The sequence below is a fragment of the Arthrobacter sp. P1_D12 genome (assembly GCF_056406175.1).
In genome coordinates, this window is record NZ_JBFUAR010000021.1 from 22,682 (window position 1) to 38,034 (window position 15,353).

Below are 15,353 nucleotides of genomic sequence, written 5' to 3' on the forward strand. Positions count from 1 at the left end.
CCGCCAGCCATCCCAGCCAAGGACCACGCCGTGACAACACACGCCAGCAGCGCCCCCGTCCCCCGTGTCCGCCGCCGCCCCCAGTGGCCAGTGCCCGCCGGGTTGATCCTTCTCAGCCTCATTCCGGTGATCGCCGGCGCGGCGCGGCTGACGGAACTGACCGGCGGTGCAGCCGTCACCGCCCAGAACGCCCGGTTTTTCGCCTCGCCCGTGCCTGTGGTGACGCACATCCTCAGCGTCACCACCTACAGCCTGCTCGGTGCGTTCCAGTTCCTCCCCGCGCTGCGGGGACGCCGGGGCTGGCACCGCATCGCCGGCCGCATCCTTGCGCCGGCGGGCCTGCTGGCCGCCCTGTCCGGTCTGTGGATGGCCGTCTTCTATCCGCTGCCGCCCGGCGACGGGCCCGCACTTTTCGTGCTGCGGCTGGTCTTCGGCTCGGCCATGGCGGCGAGCATTGTCCTGGGCGTCGTGGCGGTTGTGCGCCGGAATTTTGTGCGGCACGGCGCATGGATGACCCGCGGCTACGCGATCGGCGTCGCCGCGGGAACGCAGGCGCTGACGGGGCTGCCGTGGATGCTGCTGGTGGGCCCGCCCGACGAGCCGACCCGGGCGGTGCTCCTGGGGGCAGCCTGGGTGATCAACCTTGCGGTGGCCGAGTACGTCATCCACCGGCGCGCCAGGCGGACCGTGCGCATGCCCACCGCCGTCGTCGTCCCCGTCCCGGCCGTCGTCGAACCCGAACCTGCCGCCGCCGTCGTCGTCGAAGTCGCCGGAAGCGTGCCGGCTCGCCGTACTCTTCCGGCGAAGCGGACGGTTTCCGGCGACGTGGAGGCCGGGCGGCTAGACTCACGCGCATGACAATTGTGGACGAACAGGGCCGCCCCGAGCCTCCCCTCGCCTCCGACGAAACCGCGACCCTCCTGGGTTTCCTGGACTACCAGCGGGCCACCCTGGCGTGGAAATGCGCCGGGCTGGACGCGGCCGGCTTTGTGGTTACCACAGCTGCCTCGTCGATGACACTGGGCGGGCTCCTGAAGCACATGGCCTACGTAGAGAGCGAATGGTTCTCCCGTTCCCTGCACGCCCGGGACCGGGAGGCCCCGTTTGCCGCCGTGGATTGGAAGGCCGACCCGGACTGGGAGTGGCATTCCGCCGCCGGGGACACCCCGGACCAGCTGCGCACCCTGTGGCAGGACGCCGTGGACCGGTCCCGGGCCAGCGTCACGGAGGCCCTGGCCGCCGGTGGCCTGGACCAATTGGCCCGTCGCCCGTGGCCCGACGGTTCGGCACCGAGCCTGCGCTGGATCCTGTGCCACATGATCGAGGAGTATGCCCGGCACAACGGCCACGCCGACCTTCTCCGCGAGGCCGTGGACGGCGAAACAGGGGAGTAGCCTCGAGGCACCCCTCCAACCACCCGTTGCGCTATCAGTCTCGGCGGTTATGGACGCGCCGAATGAGGACCAGGACTGATAGCGCAACCAGGTTAGTTAGGGTGGATTTAGTAGGCCTTGACCCGCTGTTCGACGACGAGGTGGACCAGGGCGAACACACCGTCCCGGTCGATGGCGGCCAGTGCGGCCTCGAGGGCGGCCGGCACATCCCGGTCCTGGGTGACGGTGATGCCGAAACCGCCGAACGCCCGGGCCATCATGCCGAAGTCGGGGTTCTTCAGCTGCGTGCCCGACACCCGGGACGGGTAGTGGCGTTCCTGGTGGGTGCGGATGGTGCCGTACTCCTGGTTGTCCATCACGATGATCAGCGGCGTGGCTCCGTACTGGGCGGCCGTGGCGAGCTCCTGGCCGTTCATGAGGAATTCTCCGTCGCCCGCGATGGTGACCACCCGGCGCTCCGGGCTGGCCAGTGAGGCGGCGATGGCCGAGGGCACCGAGTACCCCATGGAACCGTTCCGGGCGCTGATCATCGAGGCGTAGCGCCGGGTGGGGAAGTACCGGTGCGCCCAGTTGGTGTGCTCGCCTGCCCCGAAGGTCACCATGGCGTCCTGCGGCAGCAGCGGCACAAGGTTCGCCATCAGGGTGTCCATCTTCGCGGGACCGCCGCCGGGTGTCGACGGCGGCAGGCTGGCGAAGGACTGCTGCTCGGCGCGCATCCGGGCCGTCCACGCCTTCCATTCCTCTTTGACGGGCAGGTCGATGTTGACCAGATCCCGGACGAAGGCATCCGGCTTGGCCAGGATTTGGCGGGAGACCGGACCGGAGCGGCCGCGCAGCGAGGGATCGATGGAGACGAGGAAGTTGTTCTTGTTCCAGTCCTGCCGGCAGACGAAACCGTCCGTGATCACGTCCCCCGGGACCGTCCCGACGAAAACGAGCAGGTCGGTTTCCTCCAGGAGGTCATAGGTGGGGCGGGGCCGGCCGTAGCCGATCGGCCCCACGTAGCTGGGCGAGTCAAAGGTTACGGTCCCCTGTGTCCGCCACTCCGCCGCGGCCGGGATGTGGTGCTTTTCGAGCCATCGGGTTAGTTCCGAGGCCGCTTCCTGGGTCCAGTCGTTCCCGCCGGTGACAAAGAGCGGCTTCTTCGACTGCGCCAGAGCCTCAGCCAGCGCACCGGCATCGGTGCTGCTCATGCCGCCCGCGGCCACCGGGATGGCCGGATGCAGGGCCGGATCAATGGGGACCCGGATGATGTCCTCCGGCAGGCCCACCACCACGGGCCCGGGACGGCCGCTCATGGCCGCGAACATTGCCTCCGCGACAATTTCGGAGGCCCGCTCGGGGTGGTCGAGGACCATCACGCGTTTGGCGCCGGTGTCGAACCACGCCTTGATGTCGAACTCCTGGAACGCCTCGCGGTCCCGGTGCGCGAACGGAATCAGTCCGACGAAGAGCAGCATCGGGGTGGAGTCCTGCCACGCGGTGTGCAGGCCCACGTGGGCGTTCGCTGCCCCGGGGCCGCGGGTGACCATGGCGACGCCGGGGCGCTGGTTCATCTTGCCGTCGGCCTCGGCCATGTAGGCGGCGCCGCCCTCGTGCCGGCAGACCACGGTCTCGATCTCCGAGCCGTGCAGCCCGTCGAGGACGTCCAGGAAGCTTTCCCCCGGGACAACAAAAGTGCGTTCCACCCCGTGCGCCACGAGCGAATCAACAATCACATGGCCGGCGGACTTGAGGGTGCTGGCGCCGTTGAAGTTGTCCTTGATGGCCGCTGGGGCCGTCTGCAGGGGTTTGATGGTGTCGCCTTCAACTGGGTGCGTTTCGGTTGCGGTCATTGTGGATGCAGACTCGGTTTTCATCACTACTTGTCTTCTTGGGTTGGGTTGGGTTGGCGGGCATGGCATGTCCACTGAATCCAGCGGAACGGTGGCTAGTCTGTTTCCGGTCCGGTGCAGAAGAAGCAACCGTCCTCGCAACTGTCGTTCGACGCCGGCGGCTTGCCTTTGTTTGCGGCTGGCGGGTCGAGTTCCTGCAGAGTGCTGGTTCGGCCGGGACTCAGCGGGTTTCGTGGCTTCATGAAGGCTTTCGCGTTGGGTGCCGGGTTGTGGGATTGGACGGCACTGGGATGTTCGATTAGCGAATTGGGGTCCGGTTGGCCAGCACGGGCGCGGCGCCCGTGAAGCCGTCGCGGATTTCGGCGATGTCGTGGATCTGCTTCCGGCAGGCGTACCAGCCGCCTACCATCAGCGCGCAGGCCACCAGGGTCACCAGCAGTGTGAGCGGGGAGTCGATGAAGACCATGACGAGCACGCCGAGCAGGAATACCAGGGAGAGGTACCCGGTGTAGGGGGCGCCGAACATCCGGAAAGTGGGGCGCTCAAGCCAGCCTTTGTCTGCCCACCGTTTGAGCTGGATCTGGCAGAGCACGATCGTGGCCCACGTGACGACGATGCCTACGGCGGCGACGTTCAGGACGATCTCGAAAGCCTGGCCGGGGACCAGGTAGTTCAGCGGGACCCCGAGGAGGGAGACTCCGGCGGTGATGGCGATGCCGCCGTAGGGGACACCGGCCTTGTTCATCCGCTGGGCGAACTTCGGGGCCGATCCGGCCACTGACATGGAACGCAGGATGCGGCCGGTGGAGTATAGACCGGCGTTCAGCGAGGACAGGGCGGCCGTGAGGACCACGAGGTTCATGATGACGTCCACGCCCTGGATACCGATGGATCCGAAGAACGTCACAAACGGGCTGACGCCTTTTTCATACGAGGTGTAGGGCAGCAGCAGGGCGAGCAGAATGACCGAGCCGACGTAGAAGACGGCGATCCGGAAGACCACGGAGTTGATGGCCTTGGGCATGATTCTTTCGGGGTTTTCGGTTTCGCCGGCGGCAGTACCGATCAGTTCGATCGAGGCGTAGGCGAACAGCACGCCCTGCATAAGGATGATCATGGGCAGCAGGCCGTTGGGGAAGAGGCCGCCATTGTCGGTGATGAGGCTGATTCCGACTTCCTGTCCTTCCACGGGCGTGCCGAACATGACGAAGTAGGTGCCGACCAACAGGAACGCGACCAGGGCCGCGACCTTGATCAGGGCGAACCAGAACTCGAGCTCGCCGAAAACCTTGACGGAGACGAGGTTGAGGCAAAGGACCACGACGAGGGCGATCAGCGCCCACGCCCACTGCGGTACGGCCCCCATCCAAGGGATGTATTTGCCGAAGAAGTTCATGTAGAGGGCCGCGGCGGTGATGTCCACGATGGTGGTGGTGGCCCAGTTGATCCAATAGAACCAGCCGGAGATGAACGCGGCTTTCTCTCCGTAGAATTCGCGGGCGTAGGACACGAACGATCCTGACGAGGGCCGGTGCAGCACCAGTTCACCCAGGGCGCGCAGGATCAGGAACGCGAAGAAGCCGCAGACTGCGTAGGCGATGACCAGTGACGGGCCTGCCGCGTTGAGCCTGCCGCCGGCACCCAGGAACAGGCCGGTCCCGATGGCCCCGCCGATCGCGATCATCTGGATCTGCCGGGGCTTCAGGCTCTTGTGATAGCCCGAGTCCTCCGCGTGGATCAGGGCATCCGAAGCGTGGGCGTGGCCGCCATCGGCCTGGTACAAGCCAACCTCGTCATTGGGGTTGTTGGGCATGGGTGTTCCTTTCGATCTGTCAGAGATCTAAATGGGGTTCTGGAGGGAGATTGTGGGGACAGCCGTACGTCAGATCAGAAAATCGACCACCCGGTCCGGTCGGACAGGTCAGCGAGAGCCGCCGTGCCTGCCAGGGAATTTCCTTTGGAATCCAGCCGCGGGCTCCAGACGCAGATGGCGCACTGGCCGGGGACAATTGCCAGGATGCCGCCGCCTACACCGCTTTTCCCGGGAAGTCCCACGCGGTAGGCGAACTCGCCGGCTGCGTCATACATGCCGCAGGTCAGCATGATGGAGCCGATGCGCTTAGCCTCGCTCCTGGAGATCACCGCGCCTTGTGCGCCGCGACCATCCTGCGCGAGGAATAGACCCGCCTTGGCCACCTCCACGCAGGTCATCATGATTGAGCACTGCCGGACGTAGTTCTCGACCACTGCCTGTGCGGGCCGCCGCAGGTTGCCGAATTCCTTCAGGAAGTGGGCGAGGGCGAGGTTGCGGCTGCTGGCGGAGAGTTCACTCTTTGCGGCCATTTCGTCGATGAAGGGGCTCTGTCTTCCATTCTGTTGTCCCACCTGGCCGGTGAGGAAACGCAGGACCTGGGCGGCGGCGTCGGGAGTTCTTTCCATCAGATGGTCGGTGACCACCAGAGCGCCCGAGTTGATGAACGGGTTCCGCGGGATCCCGTGCTCGACTTCAAGCTGGACCAAAGAGTTGAAGGACGTCCCTGAAGGCTCGCGAAGGACCCTGGACCACAACGAGCCGGAGTTATCGGCGCCGAGCGCCATCGCCAGGGTGAAGACCTTGGAGATGCTCTGGATCGAGAACGGAAGATCGGCGTCGCCGGAACTGAATAGCTCCCCGGACGTTGTGGCAACCGCGATGCCGAAACGGTCGAACGGCGGGGACTGCAGGTGGGGAATGTTTGCGGGGACTGACCCCGCTTCCGTCCGGGGCCGGTGGCCGCGGACAATGTCATCCAGTAATAAGGCAAGCGGCGGCGAATCAAGTGTTGTCATCATTTCTTGCCCACGTGCTCCTTCTGCGTGCCGGACCACTCCTGAACATGCAGCAGCGCGACCAGTGCATGGCGGGGATTGCCGAAGTCCAGGCCGGTGACCCGGCTGACCTTGCCGATCCGGTAGTAGACGGTGTTCTTATGCAGCTGCATCCGCTTCGCGCACTCGGCCACGTCGAGTGACGCGTCGAAGAAGGCACGCAGGGTTACGGCCAGTTCCGCGTCGTCGCGGAGCAGGGCCCAGAGGCTGCGGTGCCGGAAGGCCGCCGTCGTAAAGTTCTCCACTGCGTCGTGGAAGAGGATCTCGGCTTCGAAATCGTCCACCGTGGCAACCGAAACTTCGCCGGAGCGGCGCATGCAGCCCAGCAGCGCTTCGCATATTCCGGTCACGGAATGGATTGATAGCAGATCGGGAACAGCGGGGCCGACGGCGGCAAAGGGGCTGATGCCGAGGTGCTTGTTGGCGTCCTTGACGATTGCCTCGGCCAGACTCCGCAGACCGGCCCCGGCGTTGGCGGACTGCAGCCCAGGAAGGATCACGGCGGTGTCGCCGTGAAACTGTCCCACGATGGCTGAGGGCTTGTAGGCGGCTGCATGGATTGAAGCGAGGTTGGCCAGCTCGCCGTGTTTGAGTGCGGCGTCGTTCTCCTGGGCTTCGGAAGCGGAGAGGCCAATCAGGATCAGGGCCGCAGGGCGGTCCGCTGGGATTTTCTCGCTGTGCGCGCTCGCCGCAGCCTCCGCGGGACCCGAAAGGAGGCGCACGATCCGGTCCTCGCGCATGTGCACGGATTGCTGGTTGCGGTACCGGATCAGTTCGGCGGAGGCCCGCGCGGCCGAGCCGGTGAGCACATAGTCGACGTCGTCGCCGAAGCCCCCGCCGGTTTCCTGGAGCCAGATGTAGCCCATGATGCGGTCACCGGCGAACAGGCTGATGGCGACGCGCTCCCGCAGGCCGTCCTGGGGCCGGGCGGGAACCCGGACCGGCAGGCGCGTCCGGTGCAGCTCGCGGTAGGCGCCGAGGTCCTTGAGCAGGAGTTCGTATTTGCGCGGGCCGCGCCGGGCCAGAATCGAGGCCTTGCGCAGTTCGTCAATGGCGTTGGTGACCGTGGAGTAGGCCAGGACCTTGTTGGCGGCGTCCTCGATCACCACGTGGCTGGAGGTCAGGCGGGCCGTGGTCTGGGCGATGGCGAAGAGGTCTTCTTCGAGCAGGGTCAGCACTTCGCGCTGGTAGCTGGGCGGCTGGATCCGGTCCTTGGCGATGGACAGCAAGCGGTCCCAGTCTGCCGCCGGGTCCACCAGAAGCAGGCCGGTTCCGGCGGCGCGGAGCAGCTCTTCGGCTTCCGCCAGTTCGTCGGGGCTGCCCTTGACGGCCAGGATCAGGGGCGGGCTTTTCAAGAGGCGCCGCACTGCGGGCAACGCGGAGCGTCCGCGAACGCCGATCAGCAGGACGAACGCAGTCGCGCCGTCGGCGGTCTCGTCGTCGGCGTCGACGATCAGAAAGCGTTCGATCGAAGCATCCGTGCGGGAAGGCCGAAGCATCAGGCTGGCGAAACCCAGCGGAAGATCCGCGAGGATGTCGTCCACTGTAGCTGCGGCCATGGGCTTCTTTCTGACATTGGCACCCTTCCCGGGCGGCTTTGTCCGGACACCTCAGCCTATCCAGCAGGCAGCGCCGAAAGTATGGAAAAGCTCCTAAATTAAGCGGCCCGTTTTAGGTCTGCGGACCAAGGCGATGTCTGCAGAGCTGCGGGGCCCCATCGATTGCTCCGTAAGTGCCGTAAACACTTGTCAGAAGGGCATCTACGGAGCAATCGACGGGGTTTGAGGACCGGACGGGGACCGGTCATCATGGAGTGTTGGTGCGTCTTTGCGGAACCGACGTCCGCCGCACCCGCCGCCACTGGCGCTGACGCCCCTAGGAGAACGCATGGAGACGCCCCCGAACCTGACCGACTTCACGGCAGGTGGCGCCCGGTCGGGAGACCTGGAGGTGGCCTGGATCCACGGCTCGGAGTCGCCGAAGCACAACACGGACCCGGACATCCAGGTCCACGCCTACGACGGGCACACCTTCATCCTGCGCCAGAACATGGCGGTCAACTACGAGGCGCCGTTCATGTTCCTGCTGTTCGGCAACGCCAGGGCCGTCCTCATCGATACCGGCGCGACCGCATCCGCGGACTTCTTCCCGCTGCGACGTGTTGTCGACGGCCTTATGGAGACCTGGCTTGCCGCCCATCCCCGCGACGGCTACGGCCTCCTTGTCCTCCACACCCACCCGCATGGCGATCATGTCGCAGGCGATGCCCAGTTCGCGGCCCGTCCCGACACCGTTCTGGTGGACGCGGCCCGGGACAATGCCTGGGAATTCTTCGGATTCACTGACGCCAGTGACCCGGACGCCGGCGACCGCGGCGGCGCCGTTCAGTCCGCGCAGGTGGACCTCGGCGGGCGCGTCTTGGCATGCTGGCCCAGCCCGGGGCACCACAACGCGGCCGTGACGTTCTACGATGCCCACACCGGGTTACTGCTCACCGGAGACACGGTCTATCCCGGCCGGCTCTACATCCAGGACTGGCCAGCGTTCGTGAGCACCATCGACCGTTTGATCGGCTTTTGCGCCACCCACCCCGTCACCCATGTCCTGGGCTGCCACATCGAAATGTCGCGGCAGCCCGGCGTCGACTATCCGATCTTCACCACCTACCAGCCCGACGAACCACCGCTGCAGATGACCGTCGAGCAGCTCCGGCAAATCCGCCGGGCCATTGACGAGGTGGGCGGACGCCCCGGCCGGCACGTGTTTCCCGGGTTCATCCTCTGCCTCGAGGGGGAGTGAGCGGGCGGGAACGCCGGCCTCCAGCCCTCAGCGCCCCCGCAGCGACGCCGCGGCCGGGACGCCGGGCGGGAAATCGGGGAGCGCCCCTGCGGGCGTGTGGAAGATCCACAACGAGAGCGCACGGTAGGTTGCCCAGTCGTCGTCGGCCGCCCGCAGGGACGCGATCTCGGTGCCGTCGGGTTGCCCGGTGGTGCGGATGACCTCCAGCCGGACCGGCGCGGCCTCCGGCAACCGGAGCATGACTGACCCCGAAGCCGGCAGCGTGCCGTGCGGGAAGCGGACTGCGGCTCCGCCGACCGAAATGTCCAGCAGCTCTCCGCTGGTGCCCTCGGACTCTACCGGCGCGGACACCTCCATCCGGTAGGCGTTGCGGCGGGATGTGGCGAATTCGGCGGCCCGGATTCTGCGCGTTCCGAGCACCAGGACCGCGCCGGCGAGCACCAGCCAGGCACCGGACGCCACCGTGGAACCGGGCGTCGTGCGCCAGGGCACGAGCCCGGCCAGCCCGGYGGCTGCGTAAAGAATCACCGCGGCGATGAGGACAACCATCACGATCAGGATGCGCGGGGTCCGGCCCCGGAGCCGGAGGTCGGCGGCACCCTTGGGCGTCACCTGGAACTCCAGGATGTTCCGGGACATGAGCCACCAGAGGCACGCCAGGCCGACCGGGACGCGGAAAATCCGCAGGGCGAAGGCCGTGGGCCAGTGGATTTCGTTGCGCATCAGCTGCTTGGACCCCCACAGGCGCACGGTGAACATGACCAGGAAGACCCCGGTGAAAAGCAGCGGCCCGGCGGTGGAGGTCTGCGCCCCGGACAGCATGATCACCACCGGAATCAGGAAGGCCACCAGCGTGGCGATGCCCTCCAGCCACCACAGCGTGCCGTTGAGGTACTCGTGGTAATTCCGCCACGACAGCCACCCCTTCGCCGCCCACAGCTTCTCGTGGACGAGGATCTGCATGGCACCCATGCCCCAGCGCCGGCGCTGCAGCAGGTACTGGTCCGGCGTCGCCGGCGCGAGCCCGACGGCGAGCGTCTGGTGGTGGTAGACGGTCCGCCAGCCGCGCCGGATGAGTTTGAGCGTGGTGTGCATGTCCTCGGTGATGGTCTCGGTCGCCACGCCGCCCACCTCCTCCAGGGCGCTCAGGCGCAACAACGACGTCGACCCGCACCAGAAGGGTCCGGCGCCGGGTACGTTGCGGGACGCCATGAGGACATTGAAGAAGGTGCCCTGCTCACCCGTGATGCCGTCGTCGTCGAACGCGCCGCCGTTGTAGAACGACTGCGGACCCTGGATCAGGGCGATCTCGGGGTCTTCGAACCAGCCCAGGGTGGCGGTGAGGAACGTGGGCAGCGGGACGTGGTCGCAGTCCAGGACGGCGATGATGTCGATGCCCGGGCCGCCGGCGGCCTTCTCCGAGGCCATCAGGGACAGGGCGTGGTTCATGTTGCCTGCCTTGGCGTGGTCGTGGACGGCCCGTCGGACGTAGCGGGCGCCGTAGGCGACGCACATTTCTTCGACCCAAGGCCGATCGCCGTCGTCGAGGACCCACGTCTCATGCGCCGGGGCCAGCTCGCAGGCCGCCGCGACCGTGGGCGTCAGAACCTCGATGGGCTCGTTGTACGTGGGGATCAGCACCGCCACCCGCATGCCGTTCGGGGCCTCCGTCACGGGCGCCGGCGGATGGCTGTCGATGTTCCACACTGACCACGCCTTCAGGATGAGGCCGGCCAGCGGCAAGGCCTCGAAGGTGACCAGGATCCAGGCGATGGCCAGGTTCCATTCCCCCGACGGCATCGTGAACAGGACACGCCACGTCAGGTAGAGGACCAGGGCGGCGATGGCCGCGATACCGCCGATATGGGCCAGCCTCCGGGACCGGGGTGCTTCCGCTCCGGGAGGTCCGAGCCGGGCGGCCCAGCCGGCAATGCCGGCCCGGGTCAGGGCTGTGGCGTCCAGTGGTACGGGCCGCGGCGCAGCGGATGATTTTCCAGTCGGCAGTCTTTGAGCCGATGCGTTCTCGGTGCGCTGCCGCAGATCTTCACGCAGATTCTCACGAGGCACGTGATCTCCCTCAGCTAGATCCGGTGCTCAATGTCCGATCAGCGTAGCCGCGGCGTGGCACCCGGGACCGGATCCGCCGGAATCCTTGCGCAAAACTGCGTAGGGAGTGCGCTTCGTCCTACTGCTTTGATCTATTGCTTTGCAACGTGTTCCGCGTCCTCGGGTCCGACGAAATTGCACGAGCCGGGGTGGCGCTTGGGCAACGTGCACGTGCGCCCGGTGGGCAGGTGGACGTTGGCGCACCGGCCCGCCATGGCCACGTCTTCGCGGACATGCGTGACGTGCGTGCTGCTCTGGTCCTCTGGCGCTTCCTCGCGGCTGGTTTGTAGGGGGCTTCCGGACGCGCTCTGGTTTTGGCTGTTCACGGCTGCAACTCCTCGGGATCTGCTGTGCAGAAAAAGATGGGAAGGATGCTTAGTTTTATCCGAAGTCCCCAGCTTCGCACGGGTGGGTTAACACCGGGTTACGGGAGTGTAAGGATCCCGTCTCGGCGAGGGAGCGGGGTGCAACGGCCGCGGTTCGCCGCCGCGCGGACCTTTTGCCGCCGCCCGGCTGTTCCTCATACTGGAAGGCAGATCCGCGATTCCGACAGGACAGGACGGTGGTGACTGATGAGCAGCGGAGTCAGTGGTTCCAACAGCGCGTTCCGGCGCCGGGTGGAGCGTGCCGCGGAACTCCGGTCCGTGCGGGCCTCCGGCAGCACCGCGCAGGAGAACGACGAGCTCAACGCCGCCGAGGAGGAACTCCGGCAAAAGCGCGCCAAGATCGACGACGCCGCCAAGGCCGAGTACCTGGTCCGGGACGCCATGGCGCAGGGCAAGTTCGACAACCTCAAGTACGCCGGCAAACCGATTCCCGGGCTGGGCGAGGCGTACGACCCCGACTGGTGGGTCAAGGGCCTGATCCAGCGGGAGAACATCTCCGGCCTGGGCCCGAAGGCGATCCTGCTCCGCACCGAGGACGCCGAGCTCGACGCGCGGCTCGATGCCCAGTTCAGCGAAAAGCAGGTCCGCGAGATTGTGGAGGACTTCAATGCCCGGGTCATCGATGCCCGGCGGCAGCTCCAGGGCGGGCCGCCCGTGATCACCAAGACGCGGGACGTCGACGTCGAACTGGACCGCTGGCGGGGCCGCCGGGCTGCCGTGGCCGCCGTCGCCCCTCCGGATCCGGAGCCGAAGCGGTCCTGGTGGCGGCGGCTGTGGAGCGGGGCGGGCCAGGCGCCGCCGAACTAAACGCTCACAGGCTACGGGCGCCGTCGAACTCCTTGGGCTCATTACCCGGGTTACCCGGGTGCCCGCCCTTCGCAGCTGCCGCAGAGAAAACATTTAGGAGATAACAATGTCTGAACAGGAACCCGTGCTGGTTGTCGGTGCAACGGGATCGCTCGGTGGGCAGGTCGTCGACCAGCTTCTTGACCGGGGCAAGAAGGTGCGGGCGCTTGTCCGCCCGAGCTCGGACGCGGGCAAACTCGAGGCCAAAGGCGTCGAGATAGCCCGCGGCGACATGCTCGACCTCGATTCGCTCGTCGCCGCGATGACCGGCGCCGCCGCTGTGATCACGACGGCGGCCGGGTACACCGGGAAGAATAAGAACGCCCACGAGATCGATACGCGTGGCAACGCCAATCTCGCCATCGCCGCCAGCAAAGCCGGGGTGCCGCGCTTCGTGCTAACGAGCATCCTCACGAGCGACCAGACACCGAATGTGCCGCATTTCTGGCACAAGAAGCTCGCCGAGGACAAACTTGAAGAACTCGGCGTCCCGTTCGTGGCCCTGCGTCCCGGAGCATTTTTCGATCAGATCGCCCAGATGGGCGGTGACCCGTTCGAGAAGGGCCGCATCGTCTGGCTTGGCTCTAAAAGCGTGCCTTTGACATTCGTTCTGGTCAGCGACGTCGCGACTTATCTCGCGGAAGCCGTTGACGCGGACATCGTCGCCGGGGAGCGCATCGATCTGGGCTGGAGCCGGCCGATCAGCATGCAGGAAGGCGCTGGTCTGGTGTCGCGGCTGGCGAACAAGAAAATCAGGGTCGTGTCCATTCCCGCCGGACTGCTCCGAGCTGTAGGCAAGGTTTCGGGAAAGTCAGCCCCGCTCATGAAAGACATGGGAGCCATGGCGGCCTGGTTCGATACCGGCCGCTACGTGGCCAAGACGAGCCGCCAGGCAGAACTCTTCGGTCCCGCGCCAACTCCGGAAGACGCGGTGGCGCGCTTCGCTGCGCGGTTGGGCCATGGACGAGCGCAGTCCTAATGGGTGCAGCGGGCCCGGATTAGCGGGCGGTCCCGCCGGGTCGCACGTGCGGCCGCGACATGCCGGTCAAAGGTCCGTGGCTCCGCGGACGCAATCGGCGTAGCCTGCGCTTAGGCGCGCACTTCGCGCACCCGCGCGTCGGCACGAAACGGGCGATGCCATGAAAAAATACGGCACAGATCATAATCCGCGGCCGGCGGCTTGGGCCGGGTCTGGGCGCCCGTCATCAGCCCGTGCACCGCTTCGCCTCGCCGCCACCCTGGCGTTTGCCGGCTTCGTAATGTCCGTGGTCGCCGGGTTGCTCCATGCCGACACGGCCAGCGCAAACGACCACCCGGCGACGTTCGCGGAGTACGCCCGCAGCGGTATTTGGACGGCGGTCCACCTCGGCCAGTTCGCCGGCATGGCGCTTATCATCTCCGGGCTGCTGGTCCTGCTGGTGGTCCTGGAAGCACCGGACGGGGCCCTGGCCTGGACGGCCCGCTTCGGCGCTGTCGCTGCGGTCGCCGCGCTGGCACTTTACGCCGCGCTCCAAGCCGTCGACGGCGTTGCCCTCAAGCACGCAGTGGACGCCTGGGTTGCGGCTCCGGAACCGGAGAAAGCTGCGCGGTTTGCGACGGCCGAGGGTATCCGTTGGCTGGAGTGGGGCATGCGCAGTTATCAGAGCGTCGTGCTGGGCGTGGCCCTGGTCCTGACCGGTGCCGTGGTTGTCGGGGCGCGCCGCATCTCCCGGGTAATCGGCTATCTCATGGCGCTGTCCGGGCTCGCCTACCTCGCGCAGGGCTGGATCATCGGGGCCGAAGGCTTCTCCCCGGCAAACTCCGTTCCCACACTGGCCGGCATTGTCCTTGTTCTGGCGTGGTCCGTGTGGCTCCTGGTCAGGGCCTGGTTCGGGAAGGACGCGCCGGCCCGCGACCGGTGACGCGGCTGGCGGACCCCGACGGCGGGAGGTTCAGCCGCCGTCGTCGTCCCGTCCGTCAGAGTTCCGGGACGCAGGGGCCGGAGCCCAGCAAAGCCAGTCCGGCGAGGTCGCCGGCGGCGAACCCGGTCAGCCCACTGTTTTCGGCGTGCATCAGCTGAGTCGGATCGTCGACGTGGTCCAGTCCTACAACGTGCCCGAGCTCATGCAGGATGACGGCACGGACATAGGCGGGACCGTCCGGCCGCAGCATGATCCTGGCGAGATCGGGAGCGTCCAAAGCCACCTGGCCCGACACCAGGACGGCGGGGCGTCCGGAGACACTCACGGCTGTGCTCCCGCCACGCCCGGCAACGTTTCCTGCAAGCTGCGGGACTTCCTCCGGAGAAGACCACGCGATCAGCACGGGGGCCCACCTCCGGCCGTAGCGGTCCGGCTGATAGGTTTTGCGCTGCTCGGTGGGTGCCTCGGAGGTGACGCCATCGGCCGCGAAGTGCAGCCCGGTGGCAGCCGAGACCTCATCCACGGCCTCGCTGATCAACCGTTCTGCGCCGGGCGGCGCGTTGTCCGGCCGGACGACGTAGTGGACCGGCCGGCAGGGGTCGTAGGCAGTGAAGCCCTGAACTCCGTCCGGGGCCGGATGCAGTGCATAAGCATGCGAGCCGCTGCTGACCGGCGGCCTTCCCAGCGGGGAATTTGCGGCGTCAACCCCGGGCGGCGGCGCGGTGGCGCCGGGCAGGTAGGGGCGCACAGGGGCCATTACAAACCGCTCGAACAGCGGAGGGAGGAAGTTCAACCCCACGATTAGGGCAATGGCAACAAAGGTGCCGGATTTGCCCCAGTGACGTGCGCGCCGTGGCCGCTTCCGGCGGGGCCGGACAATTTTCGGAGTTTTGCCGCCAGCGCCGGGGACTTCGCGCCACGGGGCAGGGTCCTCGAGCTTGCCCAGGGCCTCGTCGACTGCCCACTGTGGAATTCGCCCGCTGGCGGAGCGGCGGACGCCGCCCCGTGGGGCGCCTTCATAGAAGCGTGAGTCGTCCCCAGCCGGATAGTCCCGGCCGCCAAAGTCTGAACGCAACTTGTCCCCCTCGTTGCATGCGACCCATCTCCCCAGATGGATCCCCTACAGCATAGGGGAATGACCATCCGGGAGTCGTCCCCGTTCAGGATTTCCCCGGGTCCTGCGGTGGCGCCGCGCGCTCCCGCCCGGATTCGCCGGAA

13 protein-coding genes are annotated in these 15,353 nt (G+C 66.9%); 6 read left to right on the forward strand and 7 right to left on the reverse strand.

From position 1 onward, the window contains the following. Positions 1-30: 30 nt before the first annotated feature. Both AC1DZV_RS15710 and AC1DZV_RS15715 read left to right on the forward strand, forming a co-directional pair. A complete protein-coding gene (locus tag AC1DZV_RS15710) occupies positions 31-858 on the forward strand; it encodes a DUF2306 domain-containing protein (protein WP_476954059.1) in 828 nt (275 codons plus the stop codon). Further along, positions 855-1,394: a DinB family protein gene (locus AC1DZV_RS15715; protein WP_476954060.1), complete on the forward strand. Its 540-nt coding sequence runs from the start codon at positions 855-857 to the stop codon at positions 1,392-1,394. The genes AC1DZV_RS15710 and AC1DZV_RS15715 overlap by 4 nt, the downstream gene beginning before the upstream one ends. Before the next feature lie 107 nt (positions 1,395-1,501). Here AC1DZV_RS15715 and AC1DZV_RS15720 read toward each other — a convergent pair whose 3' ends face one another. From AC1DZV_RS15720 to AC1DZV_RS15735, 4 genes are all read right to left on the reverse strand, one after another. Further along, positions 1,502-3,229: a thiamine pyrophosphate-dependent enzyme gene (locus AC1DZV_RS15720; protein WP_476954061.1), complete on the reverse strand. Its 1,728-nt coding sequence runs from the start codon at positions 3,227-3,229 to the stop codon at positions 1,502-1,504. A gap of 298 nt (positions 3,230-3,527) precedes the next feature. Then, a complete protein-coding gene (locus AC1DZV_RS15725; protein ID WP_476954062.1) occupies positions 3,528-5,042 on the reverse strand; it encodes an amino acid permease in 1,515 nt (504 codons plus the stop codon). Positions 5,043-5,116: 74 nt separating this feature from the next. Then, positions 5,117-6,061: a glutaminase gene (locus AC1DZV_RS15730; protein WP_476954063.1), complete on the reverse strand. Its 945-nt coding sequence runs from the start codon at positions 6,059-6,061 to the stop codon at positions 5,117-5,119. Further along, positions 6,058-7,656 (reverse strand): PucR family transcriptional regulator, encoded by a 1,599-nt coding sequence (locus AC1DZV_RS15735; RefSeq protein WP_476954064.1) that lies wholly within the window; start codon positions 7,654-7,656, stop codon positions 6,058-6,060. The genes AC1DZV_RS15730 and AC1DZV_RS15735 overlap by 4 nt, the downstream gene beginning before the upstream one ends. A gap of 328 nt (positions 7,657-7,984) precedes the next feature. On the opposite strand from AC1DZV_RS15735, the gene AC1DZV_RS15740 reads away from it, so the two are divergent. Then, positions 7,985-8,896 (forward strand): MBL fold metallo-hydrolase, encoded by a 912-nt coding sequence (locus AC1DZV_RS15740; RefSeq protein ID WP_476954065.1) that lies wholly within the window; start codon positions 7,985-7,987, stop codon positions 8,894-8,896. Between the two features lie 27 nt (positions 8,897-8,923). On the opposite strand, the gene AC1DZV_RS15745 is transcribed toward AC1DZV_RS15740, so the two are convergent. Further along, on the reverse strand, positions 8,924-10,963 hold the full coding sequence (locus tag AC1DZV_RS15745) for a glycosyltransferase family 2 protein (protein WP_476954066.1): 2,040 nt from the start codon (positions 10,961-10,963) through the stop codon (positions 8,924-8,926). Between the two features lie 131 nt (positions 10,964-11,094). After that, positions 11,095-11,328 (reverse strand): hypothetical protein, encoded by a 234-nt coding sequence (locus AC1DZV_RS15750; protein WP_028276090.1) that lies wholly within the window; start codon positions 11,326-11,328, stop codon positions 11,095-11,097. 246 nt (positions 11,329-11,574) lie between these two features. Here AC1DZV_RS15750 and AC1DZV_RS15755 point away from each other — a divergent pair, with 246 nt between their 5' ends. The 3 genes from AC1DZV_RS15755 (at position 11,575) to AC1DZV_RS15765 (ending at position 14,135) form a co-directional block, all read left to right on the forward strand. After that, on the forward strand, positions 11,575-12,195 hold the full coding sequence (locus AC1DZV_RS15755) for a DnaJ family domain-containing protein (protein ID WP_476951748.1): 621 nt from the start codon (positions 11,575-11,577) through the stop codon (positions 12,193-12,195). Between the two features lie 106 nt (positions 12,196-12,301). Then, a complete protein-coding gene (locus AC1DZV_RS15760) occupies positions 12,302-13,213 on the forward strand; it encodes an SDR family oxidoreductase (RefSeq protein ID WP_476951747.1) in 912 nt (303 codons plus the stop codon). A gap of 160 nt (positions 13,214-13,373) precedes the next feature. Then, positions 13,374-14,135, forward strand: coding sequence for a DUF4386 family protein (locus AC1DZV_RS15765; RefSeq protein ID WP_476954067.1), 762 nt, complete (start codon positions 13,374-13,376; stop codon positions 14,133-14,135). Between the two features lie 55 nt (positions 14,136-14,190). Here AC1DZV_RS15765 and AC1DZV_RS15770 read toward each other — a convergent pair whose 3' ends face one another. Then, positions 14,191-15,210 (reverse strand): zinc metalloprotease, encoded by a 1,020-nt coding sequence (locus AC1DZV_RS15770; protein ID WP_476954068.1) that lies wholly within the window; start codon positions 15,208-15,210, stop codon positions 14,191-14,193. Positions 15,211-15,353 lie beyond the last annotated feature (143 nt).

Excerpts from the sequence above, each read along its gene's own strand:
- AC1DZV_RS15765 (WP_476954067.1), top strand. The coding sequence starts at position 13,374 with ATGAAAAAATACGGCACAGATCATAATCCGCGGCCGGCGGCTTGGGCC.
- AC1DZV_RS15715 (WP_476954060.1), top strand. The coding sequence starts at position 855 with ATGACAATTGTGGACGAACAGGGCCGCCCCGAGCCTCCCCTCGCCTCC.
- AC1DZV_RS15725 (WP_476954062.1), bottom strand. The coding sequence starts at position 5,042 with ATGCCCAACAACCCCAATGACGAGGTTGGCTTGTACCAGGCCGATGGC.
- AC1DZV_RS15735 (WP_476954064.1), bottom strand. The coding sequence starts at position 7,656 with ATGGCCGCAGCTACAGTGGACGACATCCTCGCGGATCTTCCGCTGGGT.
- AC1DZV_RS15755 (WP_476951748.1), top strand. The coding sequence starts at position 11,575 with ATGAGCAGCGGAGTCAGTGGTTCCAACAGCGCGTTCCGGCGCCGGGTG.
- AC1DZV_RS15760 (WP_476951747.1), top strand. The coding sequence starts at position 12,302 with ATGTCTGAACAGGAACCCGTGCTGGTTGTCGGTGCAACGGGATCGCTC.
- AC1DZV_RS15720 (WP_476954061.1), bottom strand. The coding sequence starts at position 3,229 with ATGACCGCAACCGAAACGCACCCAGTTGAAGGCGACACCATCAAACCC.
- AC1DZV_RS15730 (WP_476954063.1), bottom strand. The coding sequence starts at position 6,061 with ATGATGACAACACTTGATTCGCCGCCGCTTGCCTTATTACTGGATGAC.
- AC1DZV_RS15740 (WP_476954065.1), top strand. The coding sequence starts at position 7,985 with ATGGAGACGCCCCCGAACCTGACCGACTTCACGGCAGGTGGCGCCCGG.